General features: G+C 40.7%; 8 protein-coding genes and 1 rRNA gene. 6 read left to right on the plus strand and 3 right to left on the minus strand.

The window, feature by feature from the left end:
- Nucleotides 1-31: 31 nt before the first annotated feature.
- Nucleotides 32-1574 (minus strand): 16S ribosomal RNA (locus tag FH971_RS20185).
- A gap of 574 nt (nucleotides 1575-2148) precedes the next feature.
- On the minus strand, nucleotides 2149-3576 hold the full coding sequence (gene ccoG, locus FH971_RS20190; RefSeq protein ID WP_140235465.1) for a cytochrome c oxidase accessory protein CcoG: 1428 nt from the start codon (nucleotides 3574-3576) through the stop codon (nucleotides 2149-2151).
- Between the two features lie 76 nt (nucleotides 3577-3652).
- Between ccoG and FH971_RS20195 the strand changes: the two genes are divergently transcribed.
- The 6 genes from FH971_RS20195 (at nucleotide 3653) to FH971_RS20220 (ending at nucleotide 11168) form a co-directional block, all read left to right on the plus strand.
- Nucleotides 3653-4000: a hypothetical protein gene (locus FH971_RS20195; protein ID WP_140235466.1), complete on the plus strand. Its 348-nt coding sequence runs from the start codon at nucleotides 3653-3655 to the stop codon at nucleotides 3998-4000.
- A gap of 90 nt (nucleotides 4001-4090) precedes the next feature.
- Nucleotides 4091-5005 (plus strand): 1,4-dihydroxy-2-naphthoyl-CoA synthase, encoded by a 915-nt coding sequence (locus FH971_RS20200; protein WP_140235467.1) that lies wholly within the window; start codon nucleotides 4091-4093, stop codon nucleotides 5003-5005.
- Nucleotides 5006-5179: 174 nt separating this feature from the next.
- On the plus strand, nucleotides 5180-5389 hold the full coding sequence (locus tag FH971_RS20205; protein WP_137224169.1) for a DUF2061 domain-containing protein: 210 nt from the start codon (nucleotides 5180-5182) through the stop codon (nucleotides 5387-5389).
- Between the two features lie 705 nt (nucleotides 5390-6094).
- On the plus strand, nucleotides 6095-7696 hold the full coding sequence (locus FH971_RS20210) for a methyl-accepting chemotaxis protein (protein ID WP_137224167.1): 1602 nt from the start codon (nucleotides 6095-6097) through the stop codon (nucleotides 7694-7696).
- 515 nt (nucleotides 7697-8211) lie between these two features.
- On the plus strand, nucleotides 8212-9405 hold the full coding sequence (locus FH971_RS20215) for a class I SAM-dependent rRNA methyltransferase (protein ID WP_140235468.1): 1194 nt from the start codon (nucleotides 8212-8214) through the stop codon (nucleotides 9403-9405).
- Between the two features lie 629 nt (nucleotides 9406-10034).
- The gene (locus FH971_RS20220; RefSeq protein ID WP_140235469.1) at nucleotides 10035-11168 is read left to right on the plus strand and encodes a hypothetical protein; all 1134 of its coding nucleotides are present in this window, start codon (nucleotides 10035-10037) and stop codon (nucleotides 11166-11168) included.
- Between the two features lie 169 nt (nucleotides 11169-11337).
- On the opposite strand, the gene glmS is transcribed toward FH971_RS20220, so the two are convergent.
- Nucleotides 11338-13167: a glutamine--fructose-6-phosphate transaminase (isomerizing) gene (glmS, locus tag FH971_RS20225; protein WP_140235470.1), complete on the minus strand. Its 1830-nt coding sequence runs from the start codon at nucleotides 13165-13167 to the stop codon at nucleotides 11338-11340.
- Nucleotides 13168-13182 lie beyond the last annotated feature (15 nt).

Below are 13182 nucleotides of genomic sequence, written 5' to 3' on the forward strand. Positions count from 1 at the left end.
TGCACTTTAGGTATTGAGTTAGTCGTATAGGTAAGGAGGTGATCCAGCCCCAGGTTCCCCTAGGGCTACCTTGTTACGACTTCACCCCAGTCATGAACCACAAAGTGGTGAGCGTTCTCCCGAAGGTTAAACTACCCACTTCTTTTGCAGCCCACTCCCATGGTGTGACGGGCGGTGTGTACAAGGCCCGGGAACGTATTCACCGTAGCATTCTGATCTACGATTACTAGCGATTCCGACTTCATGGAGTCGAGTTGCAGACTCCAATCCGGACTACGACGTACTTTGTGAGATTAGCTCCACCTCGCGGCTTTGCAACCCTCTGTATACGCCATTGTAGCACGTGTGTAGCCCTACTCGTAAGGGCCATGATGACTTGACGTCGTCCCCACCTTCCTCCGGTTTATCACCGGCAGTCTCCCTAGAGTTCCCACCATTACGTGCTGGCAAATAAGGATAGGGGTTGCGCTCGTTGCGGGACTTAACCCAACATTTCACAACACGAGCTGACGACAGCCATGCAGCACCTGTCTCACAGTTCCCGAAGGCACACCAGAATCTCTTCCGGCTTCTGTGGATGTCAAGAGTAGGTAAGGTTCTTCGCGTTGCATCGAATTAAACCACATGCTCCACCGCTTGTGCGGGCCCCCGTCAATTCATTTGAGTTTTAACCTTGCGGCCGTACTCCCCAGGCGGTCTACTTAATGCGTTAGCTTGGGAGCCCAGTGACTAAGTCACCAAACTCCGAGTAGACATCGTTTACGGCGTGGACTACCAGGGTATCTAATCCTGTTTGCTCCCCACGCTTTCGTACATGAGCGTCAGTCTTTGTCCAGGGGGCCGCCTTCGCCACCGGTATTCCTTCAGATCTCTACGCATTTCACCGCTACACCTGAAATTCTACCCCCCTCTACAAGACTCTAGTTCACCAGTTCTAAATGCAATTCCCAGGTTGAGCCCGGGGATTTCACATCTAGCTTAATGAACCGCCTGCGTACGCTTTACGCCCAGTAATTCCGATTAACGCTCGGACCCCTCGTATTACCGCGGCTGCTGGCACGAAGTTAGCCGGTCCTTCTTCTGTAGGTAACGTCACAGCAGCGTGCTATTAACACGCTACCTTTCCTCCCTACTGAAAGTGCTTTACAACCCGAAGGCCTTCTTCACACACGCGGCATGGCTGCATCAGGGTTTCCCCCATTGTGCAATATTCCCCACTGCTGCCTCCCGTAGGAGTCTGGGCCGTGTCTCAGTCCCAGTGTGGCTGATCATCCTCTCAGAACAGCTAGGGATCGTCGCCTTGGTGAGCCATTACCTCACCAACTAGCTAATCCCACCTAGGTTCATCCAATCGCGAAAGGCCCGAAGGTCCCCTCCTTTCCCCCGTAGGGCGTATGCGGTATTAGCAGTCGTTTCCAACTGTTATCCCCCTCGACTGGGCAGATCCCTAGGCATTACTCACCCGTCCGCCGCTCGTCAGCAAAGTAGCAAGCTACTTTCTGTTACCGCTCGACTTGCATGTGTTAGGCCTGCCGCCAGCGTTCAATCTGAGCCATGATCAAACTCTTCAATTAAAGTTTTTTTGAAATATTCGGTTAGGAATATTTCGGCTCAATGAATTCTGATTTACACCTTATAAACTCGGAAGAATCTATAAAATGTTTGTTACATATTGCTATGAACATTCATCGTTGCATTGAGTTGAAATTTTTTGATTGCCAACATTCCGAAGAACAGAAGACAATTTCGAATAACTCAATACCTGTGAATGTCCACACAGATTTCTTGTTTAAATTGTTAAAGAACGTTGCTCACTATGAAGAAGTTTAAGTCTTTCATGTTAGCAGCCTAAGACGCTAGGTCGTTGGCTTGGGGTGCGTATTCTACGCTTCCCCGTGTTGGCGTCAAGTGATTTTTCAAACTTTCTTTTCGCTGCTGAACTCAGTGTTTTGAAGCACTTAATTCAACCTAACCCGGTGACCGCTTGCGCTGTCTGCCGTGTCAGTGGATGCGCATTATAGGCAACTCAAGATTTAGTGCAAGCATAAAAAGCTTAAATATTAGATAAACATAACTAACAGGTGTTTTTTCAAACGAAAAGAACAAAAAAGGGACTATTCGTCCCTTTTATGGCTATTTCACTCGGTTCTAATCACCGAAAAATCGAGTTTCCTGTTTTATCTCTATTGGATTACCGTCTATCTGTGCAGTGATTTTGATATCGATTTTGGTGATACTTCTCTTAAGCTCGATAGGATCAACAGCGATACTAATTGGTAAGGTCAAAACTTCACCCGATTCTATTGATACATGTTGTGGGCCAATCCATCTGGCATTAGGCAAGCCTTCAACACTTAGCTCATATTCTTGCGGCTGCTCAGTCTTATTCAGAATTTTAATGGTGAAGGTGTTCTCTGTGTTGCCTTGGTTGTTTTCTCTATAAAGAGAATTTCTGTCTCTAATGACATCCATACGTACTGGGGCGATGGTCGCACTAGCGTAGACGAAGACTAGGATCATAACCGTCAGTACCACGCCATAACCAACTAACTTTGGTCGCAACACCTTTTCTTGCACACCTTCAAGCTTGTTTTCTGTTGTGTAACTAATGAGACCTTTATCGTATCCCATCCGTTCCATGGTGTTATCGCATGCATCAATACAGGCACCACAGTTGATGCATTCATATTGCAGGCCATTACGAATATCAATTCCTGTTGGGCACACTTGGACACATAAATCACAGTCTATACAATCACCTAACCCCATTTCTTTAGGATCTTGCTTGCGGGTACGTGGGCCACGGGTTTCTCCACGTTGGCTATCGTACCCTACTATATAGGTATTTTTATCAAACATTGCTGCTTGAAAACGCGCATAAGGACACATGTGGATGCACATAATCTCACGCATCCACCCGGCATTACCGTAAGTAGCAACCGTAAAAAATACGACCCAAAAATAAATCCCGCCACTGGCGTTAAGTGTAAAAAAGTCGATATAGAGTTCGTGACTTGGAACAAAGTACGAAACAAACGTAGTGGCAGTTAATAGTGAGACAAATAACCAAGCGGTATGTTTAGCTGTTTTACGCCAGAGTTTATTAACACTCCATGGCATTTGATCAAGCTTTATACGTTTATTACGTGCACCTTCAAACTTTTCTTCAAACCAGATGAAAATAAAGGTCCATACTGTCTGTGGGCAAGTAAAACCACACCACACTCGACCTAAATAAGTGGTAACGAAAAACAACCCAAACGCGGCGATCATAAATAGTGCAGCGAGCAAGGTTAAATCTTGTGGCCAAATAGTTAAACCAAACACGTGAAACTTTTGCTCAGCAAGATCAAACCAAACTGCTTGTCTATTTCCCCATGGTATCCAAGGCAAAAGTAAGAAGAATAACATGGCAATCCAACCCATCTTACGGCGTATCGATGTCCATAAGCCATCGACAGCTCTTACGTAAATACGGTTGCGCGGATTAAAACGGTCTGTTTTACTGGCATCTGGTTGATGGATTTGAATACGCTGTTGCTTGGAAAAGTCCTTGGGGTTAGATTCTTTCGTCATTTTACAGCCTTACTGCTTTAATATTGAACGATAACTAGCTTATTATATAGGTAATAACACATTATTGGATAGAAAAATGAGAGGCTGGATTATTTTAGCAATAATCGCGGGGGGTATTTATTACTTCGCGACTGAAACAGATAAACTTGATAAGCCAATTAATGATATTAAAAGTATGTTTAATAAGGCAGATAGAAAACTTGATTCGATGACGGGTACCAAAATTATCCGAGTTGATAAACACATACCACAAATAAAAACAGAAATTTATGATCGTTTGTCGACCATTGAGATCCGCGAACTAGATGGTGTATTTACTAGTAATGAAGCTATTAGCGAGTTTAAAAACCAATACTGTCATAGTAGTGCTCGTCACCCTGTGTTTACCAAAGATAACTTACAATTTATTTGCGATAAGATCTGAGTTCGTTAACTATTTTTTGGTAACAAATTGACCTAAGTATCAAATAAGCCTAGCCTTTGTGTAATATTTACAACAGGGGCTAGCTTTTTTATGACACAATCACAAACTGAATCGGTATCTGACATCTTTGATCCTAGCTTATGGGATGTTGTCGAAGGATTCAACTTTGAAGACATCACTTATCATCGCGCAAAATCTCAAGGTACTGTCCGTATCGCCATAAATCGCCCTGATTGCCTTAATTCATTCCGTCCAAAAACAGTAGATGAGCTCTTTATGGCTTTAGACCACGCTAGACAATGGTCTGATGTTGGCTGTGTACTTTTGACAGGTAATGGTCCATCAGCAAAAGGTCAATACTCATTCTGCGCAGGTGGTGATCAACGAATTCGTGGTAAAGATGGTTATAAATACGAGGGGGCTGAAGACGGTAAGCCCGATGTTGCTCGTATGGGGCGTTTGCATATATTAGAAGTGCAGCGTTTGATTCGTTTTATGCCTAAAGTGGTGATTGCTGTAGTACCCGGTTGGGCGGTTGGTGGTGGTCATAGTTTGCATGTGGTTTGTGATTTAACATTAGCCTCTAAAGAACATGCTGTTTTCAAGCAAACCGACCCAGATGTAGGCAGTTTTGATTCGGGTTATGGTAGTGCTTACTTAGCTAAGATGATCGGCCAAAAACGTGCCCGCGAAATCTTCTTTCTTGGGTTTAATTACTCTGCAGAAGAGGCATTTAATATGGGTATGGTAAACCGTGCCATTCCACATGCTGAATTGGAAACAGAAGCATTAGTTTGGGCCAAAGAGATTAACTCTAAATCACCCACAGCCATGCGTATGCTTAAATATGGCTTTAATATGGCTGATGATGGCTTAGTGGGCCAACAACTGTTTGCCGGTGAAGCAACACGCCTAGCCTATGCTAGTGAAGAAGCTCAAGAAGGCCGAGATGCATTTTTAGAAAAACGAGATCAAGACTTTTCTCGTTTCCCTTGGCATTACTAGCCTGAATTGATTCATATTATTCGCTAACATAAAGGCCCTTTTAAAGGGCTTTTACTGTTTTTATAATTAGGAAAAAAATCTTAATCGATATTTTCATTTACAATAATCTAACCAACCCTCTTTACATGATAATGATAACTGTTATCATTTGAATAAATCAAATAGGGGTCCACCATGAAAAAGACTATTAGCTTTGCCATTTTACATTTTAGTGTCGCATTTACGATTACTTACTTACTAACCGGTAGTATTATTATCGGTGGCACCATAGCCCTGCTTGAGCCAGCAGTTAATACCGTAGTGTTTTACTTCCATGACAAAGTGTGGAAAAACATTGAGCTAAAAAAAATGCAGCAAACTGAGATAACAACAGTGTCAGTATAGTTCGAACGCTAAGATCATGGCTACATTGATGACCTGAATCTAACGATTAACTAACATATGCTTGCAGTCACACAATGCGAATTTAACGATAACAACATCATAAGCAGCAAAACTTGTACAACCTAATACGTATTGGCCTTGGAACTCACTAGCCACCGTTTGCGAGTAACTAGAATAGCTAAATACGTAAATATCATGACCGAGCAACATAAAACGCACGTCTTTAGGTTATATGAAGAAACTTAACGCTATAGCAAATAAACACATCATAGGTTAACGTCAGTAACCAACTGGGAGTTTAATCGCTAACCAATGTATAGTTACTGTCATGATAAGACGCGATGACACTTACTCCATAAGCTAGTCCTCACTACTCTTGCCAACACTTATTTTCAAATAACTAAAAATATTGACGAAATTAATCTTAATAATCCATTTAAAAATAAAATTATTAGAAGCGATTGATTCTTACTAAAAGTTCCCCTTTTTAATAATAAAGCTAACAATACTTAATTTTTCTGGTAAAAAAATAGATTTTCATTGGATGGTTGTTCTTTTGCTTAAAGAAACCATTAAAAATGCCGATATATTGATTCAAGCTAATGTTCAGCTAACATCTATAATGAATACAATAAAATAACTTGAATAGAAAACTATTTTTATCCGGTCTTATTCATTCTGACAAAAAATGTAAGGTAATTACCCATGCTTAATGCTTTTAATACTATCAAAGCTCGTATTCTATTGGGATATGCCGCCATTTTGATAATGACCTTAGTTGCGGCAGGCTTACTAAGCAGTAGCAATCAAACCGTTAAGAATGAAGTCGCCGGATTTATTGATGGGACATTACCCGCACTTAATAGCATTACCAAAGTGCAAAGCCATGCCAAAGAATTAGTATTAATGGGGTATTCACTTTATGGCACAACGATTAGTGTTGATGAATTTAGCGAACAAAAAAACACATTAACCCAAAGTCTGAACAAACAGTACCAACAATTAAGTGACGTCACATCGACACAGTTAATGCCACAAATAGATGCATTAAATACTGCTTTGTCGGCACTTGAAACCACTATGAGCAAATCGTCAGTTGATTGGGATAATGCCCGCGAGCAGTTAAGTAGTCTAAACAATAGCGCCAATGAATTAAAAGATCGCCTAGATACACTAGCGCAAGATATATCAAACCAAGCCAATCAAAATGCTATAAACATTCAAAAAGAACTTGGCGACAATACCTTACTGATATATGTACTCGTGGGATTAATGGTACTAGTGGCAATAGGTGCTTTCTTAGCCGCTCAAAAACAAATTGCTAACCCTATACAACAACTATCAAACGATCTGACTAGTATTGCTCAAAATCGTAATCTAAAAGCAAAATTATCAGATGAATGTATTATTGAAATTGGTAATGTTGCCACCAGCGTTAACGGTTTAATTAATGTATTCCGCCTAGGTATGAATGATGTACACGACGCGATTGCCAGTATTAGCCAAACAGTAGCTCAACTGAGCAATACCACTGAAAAATCATCAGCCTCTGTTGATGAACTTCAATACACCATTGTGAGCTTAGTAGATGTAATGTCGCAGCTTGAACAACAAATGGAACAAAGTGTAGAACACTCTCAAAGTGCATCAGATTCTGCTCAACAGGGTGCGCAGAGCATGGTTGAAGGGCAAAAAGAAGTTAAACAAACAGCAGAAAGCATTAGCGTACTGGCTCAAGACATTGAAACGACTGCCAGCATGCTACTAACACTGCAAAATTCAGGTAAACAAGTGGCAACTGTGGTAAAAACCATTGCCGATATTGCCTCTCAAACTAATTTATTGTCATTGAACGCAGCCATTGAAGCGGCTAGAGCCGGTGAAACAGGAAGAGGTTTTGCGGTAGTTGCTGATGAGGTTAGAACGCTAGCCTTACGCACACATAATTCAACTGTAGAAATAAATACAATGCTCGCCAATATTGTCGATTCAATTCAATCTGCAGTCGATAATATGGCTTCAAACCAACAAAAAGCACAACACTCAGTATCATTAGCAAATCAATTAGTGTTAACACTTGAACAGAGCCGCCAACTCATTCTATCACTCGCCACCGTCAGTCAAGAGTCTGCCATGCTAGCGCAAGCTTCACAGCAGCAAGCGCATACAGTTAAGCTTAAAGTGCAAGATTTTAGGTTATTAGGTGAAACGGTATCTGTTGGTAATCATCAAATTAGTGAAGCAGGTTTAGAACTCAATTCTCTTGCTGGTAAATTAACAAATACAGTTGAGTTGTTTGAGCGTTAGAAAATGAAATTAGTGTCAGTAAAACTATTATCAGAATGTTTTTTACCAATACAAAAAGCCACTTAAGAATATTGGCCCGTATTAATACCACAAACAAGCCGTTAATCCCTATTTAATGTACATTTTAGGCACATTAAATAAACGCAGTCTAAAGCTGATAATTAGTCATAAACAAAGTTATCAGCTAAGTTTGGGCTTCGAGTGATCCCAAAATTAATGGCTTGATAAACAGCAGCCACAGCCATCATGTTAGAACTAAATAATATGCTGATCTTCCCCATTTGTTATTGATTATGATGATAACAATCTAACACCAAGCCAATCATTTAATTATTTGTCAGGTTTTTAAGCTAAAAAAAGGCTATGATCTCCATTCGTCATCCCGATTTTTTGAAACAAACAATTAATTGATGGCATGCATACCTCTAACCAAGTCGAAATAAAGGCTTACAATCACCTTTTAACGACTGCGACGTGAATATTAGTCCCCTTTACATTTTACATTAGGCAATACCATGGCTATCAGAATTAAACTTAAACCTGGCCGCGAACGTTCATTAGAGCGACGCCACCCTTGGATATTTTCCAACGGTATTCATAACGTCAATGGCGGAAAACCGCAAGCTGGCGACACGGTTGAAGTCGTGGCACATGACGGACATTGGCTCGGACGCGGTGCCTGGTCGCCAGAATCTCAAATTCAAGTGAGGATATGGACCTTCGACAAAGAAGAAACCATCGATGCTGATTTTTTTGCCAGACGGTTAAAAAGAGCCCAAGCAGGACGCGATAATCTTATCCGCGAACAGGGTCTAACGGGTTATCGTTTAATCGCGGCAGAATCGGACGGTTTACCTGGTATAACCATAGACCGTTATGCCAACGTATTCGTTTGCCAACTATTAAGTACTGGAGCTGAAAAGTGGCGCGACACGATTGTTGAGCAACTGGTACTTCAGTATCCAGACTGCGCTGTCTATGAGCGTTCAGATGTAGACTCAAGAAAGAAAGAGGGTCTAACTCCAGTTGTAGGATTACTCCACGGAGAGTTGCCTCCAATGCCTATCATTATCGAAGAGAACGGTATTAAGATTGCCGTCGATGTTGTTAAAGGCCATAAAACAGGATTCTATCTGGATCAACGAGATAACCGCGCCATGGCAGCTCGTTTCGTTAAAGGTAAATCGGTACTTAACTGTTTTTGTTATACAGGAACATTTGGTTTATATGCAGCTAAAGCGGGGGCGGCTAGTATTGAAAACGTTGATGTATCAGCGCTTGCTCTACAAACTGCTCGAGATAACATGGCCATTAACAACCTTAATGATGACCACGTGAACTATAACGAAGCCGATGTGTTCAAATTGTTACGCCAGTACCGAGATGAGGGTAAAACCTTCGATGTTATCGTACTAGACCCACCTAAATTTGCTGATAATAAATCACAGTTAGATGGCGCATGTCGTGGCTATAAAGACATCAATATGATTGCGATGCAATTGATGAATCCAGGTGGAATATTACTGACGTTCTCGTGTTCAGGCTTAATGCAGTCAGACCTATTCCAAAAAGTGGTTGCCGATGCCGCACTTGATGCTAAGCGTGAAGTGCAATTTATTGAACGCATGCACCAAGCCAGCGATCACCCAATTAGCAGCGCATTCCCTGAAGGTTATTACCTGAAAGGTTTGGTTGCCAGAGTCTGGTAAATTAGCCAATGGAAGATAGCAAAAAGGGAACAATATTTGTTCCCTTTTTTGTTTAATGTAACTCAAGAAAGTAAACAACATTGAGTATGAAAATACATAAAACAAGAAGAGCCTCACTCAAAACAGGCAAAATACTATACTTAAAAGCCAACTAAAAATTTTCAATACTGAGCGACTTACTTTTAGTGAGACATAATACAGAACGAATACCTTTCGATAATAGTTCACTAAGACCTACCAACACTAATCAATAAATCACCATTTACCAGATACTATATTGATATAAACCCCAACAACAATAACCGCCAACATTGATGCGATAAAAGGGGCTGTATTAGTTACCATAAGAGCCATACCAAGCGCAGCACCGAAGCATAACGTCACAGCAGCCAGTTTTTCTCACCCGAGATTATTTTTTAGCTTCAAGTTAACTCTTTATCCGTTGAGCCGATTCATTTAATTAGACTAAATCTAGTTTAAATTTGCAGCAAATGCTCACACAAGACACTAATTTGATGGGTTTATAAAAATAGATAATGGCAAATAACCAAAAATATCCAGCGAATACTCATTGCAAAATGGTTATTAAATCAGCAGTATGAATTGATAATATTCAAACGGACTTTTTGATGAAACAAAAACTTATGCTTGTTGGGACAGAATTACTTGCAGTTGCACTCATTTTTATTTTTAATGAAAAGAAAACTCCAACTGAAAATGTGATGCAAACTAAAGCCAATGATGTGCAGCAACCATCTACTTCACAAAATGCTCAATACACGCAAACCATAAATCACACTGATAGTATTCCGCCAAATATATCCCACCATGAAATGGTGCGTTGTAATGGTATAGCTGAAATGTTTACAGATCCAATAATCGAAGATAGCTTTAATAGATATTCGGCTAATAAAGACATTTTCTTCGACAATATTAAGCAACAGCAAACTCAACAATCACGTATTGCTTCAGCTTTCATCAACAAAAACAAATCAATTCAAGACGATATAGAAAATTTTGACGAACTATTACAAACATATCCAAGCAATAAGTTAATAGCGTTTAACCTTATGCTACATTGCAGCTATTCCACAGCAAAAGTCTGTGATGATGTAATGATGCAAAGAGCATTAGATACTGACACTGAAAACGGTTCTTTGTGGTTACAAATGGCACTGTATCAGCTAAAAGCTGGCAACATAGAAAGAGCTCAAATGTCGCTGATGCAATTTATCCAATCACAACGTTATAACGAATATTCCGGAGACTATTTATCTACAGTCGATTTAGCCCTTAAAGAAGCTGGAGCCAATGATGATTTATCTTTAAAAGTAGCAGTGCTTGGTATTACCGCTACAAGATATAAAACAAATTTTGCACCACTTGTTAAGTTATGCACAAAAACTGATACCGACAATGCTGCATTATTGAATATATGTTTACAAACCAGTGAAAGATTAATTGAGTCTAAAGGTGGGTTATTAACTAATGAAGTAGGTTTATCTATACAAAATAATGTGTTGGAGAAATATGATGATTCAGAAGGGTTAGCTAATAATGCATCTGCACAAAAAGCATTTGATACTTTTAATGAAGAAGCAAATATTGCCATGAACATGGTGCTTCGTAATCGTAAAAGAACCGAATACTGGTTATCGTTAAATCGAGATTATGGAGAGCTGGCGGCATTAGAATACATGATTGATCAAGCAAAACAGATCTCAGCCAATAACCAACAAGATCCTTGCACCATAAACTGGTAAGACCAAAAAACCGACACACATTCAAAAGTTACAAATTAACACACAAAAAAGCGGCCACTCAATGAGTCAGCCGCTTTAATTTAGTTGTCGTATATAACGCAGTCACGCGCTTGTTTTTTTCTAATTTTAACGTTATCTAATTTTTGTCAAAAACAATATAATCAACAACTTACTCGACAGTTACGCTTTTTGCGAGGTTACGTGGTTGGTCTACATCAGTACCTTTAATTAATGCCACATGATATGACAATAACTGTAATGGAATGGTGTAGATCAACGGTGCCATGAACTGATCACAATGTGGTACCTGGATAACTTTCATGGTGTCGTCTGATTCAAACTCAGCATCAACATCGGCAAACACATACATTAGTCCGCCACGAGCACGCACTTCTTCAACGTTCGATTTAAGCTTTTCGAGTAATTCATTGTTTGGCGCAACCACGATAACTGGCATATCGGCATCAATCAAAGCTAATGGACCGTGCTTTAACTCACCAGATGCGTAAGCTTCTGCGTGAATATATGAAATCTCTTTTAGCTTTAATGCCCCTTCCATCGCGATGGGGTATTGATCACCACGGCCTAAAAATAATGCATGTTGTTTGTCGGCAAAGTCTTCTGCTAATTCTGCAATTGCATCATTTAAGCCAAGTGCTTGTTCCACTTTAGCAGGCATTGATAAAAGGCTTTGAGTAATCGCAGCTTCCATTTCAGTTGTCATGCCGTTATGACGACCAATAGCCGTTGTTAACATTAATAAACCAGCAAGTTGCACGGTAAAGGCTTTAGTTGACGCAACACCAATTTCTACGCCAGCTTTCATCATATAAGCCATGTCAGATTCACGTACTAATGATGAACCAGCTGAATTACAGATGGTTAATGTGGCTTTGTAGCCCATTTCTTTTGCAAGGCGCATTGCCGCTAAAGTATCCGCGGTTTCACCAGACTGTGAAATAGTGACTAACAAGCTATTTGGGAACAGATGCGACTTGCGGTAACGGAACTCAGATGCTATTTCGACGTTACACGAGACACCAGCCCAATCTTCTAACCAATAGCGAGCAGCCATACCGGCATGATAACTGGTACCACAGGCAATTATCTGCACATGTTTAATATCTTTTAGCAATTCAGATGCTTTTTCACCAAAGGCAGAATCTAATACCTTACCACCAGCAATACGACCTTCTAAAGTATGTGCTATGGCAGTAGGTTGCTCATAAATTTCTTTCAGCATGTAGTGACGGTATTCACCTTTGTCACCTGCATCATGTACAACTTCAGACTCTTTCTTTTCACGCTTAACAGCGTTGCCATTAACATCAAAAATGTTAACTTCACGACGAGTGATTTCAGCTACGTCGCCTTCTTCTAAAAATGCGAATGAACGAGTGACGGGTAACAATGCTAATTGGTCTGATGCAACAAAGTTTTCACCCAAGCCATAACCAATAACTAATGGGCTACCGCTTCGAGCAACCACCATACGATCACTATCACGACGGTCAATAACCACTGTGCCATAGGCACCTTCAAGCTGTTTAACTGTCGCTTGTACTGCAGCTAATAAGCTGGCTGCGGTTTTTAACTCATGATGGACTAGATGGCAAATAACCTCAGTATCGGTGTCTGATGCAAATACATAACCTAAGCCTTTTAGCATTTCGCGTAGTTTATTGTGATTTTCAATAATACCGTTGTGAACAACCGCGATATCGCCTTCAGATAAATGAGGGTGTGCATTGCGCTCATTAGGTTCACCATGAGTAGCCCAACGAGTATGAGCAATACCTGTGCCGCCAGCGAGTGGTGTGGTATTTAGTGCTAAAGACAACTCTTGAACTTTACCGACTCGGCGAGTTCGAGCTAATTCTCCATTATTAATGACTGCAATACCCGCAGAGTCATAACCACGGTATTCAAGACGACGTAAGCCTTCTACTAAAATTTCTGCAACATCCCTTTGCGCCACAGCGCCTACGATTCCACACATGTTAGTTTCCTTTAC

It is taken from the genome of Shewanella polaris, assembly GCF_006385555.1.
Taxonomy (GTDB): domain Bacteria; phylum Pseudomonadota; class Gammaproteobacteria; order Enterobacterales; family Shewanellaceae; genus Shewanella; species Shewanella polaris.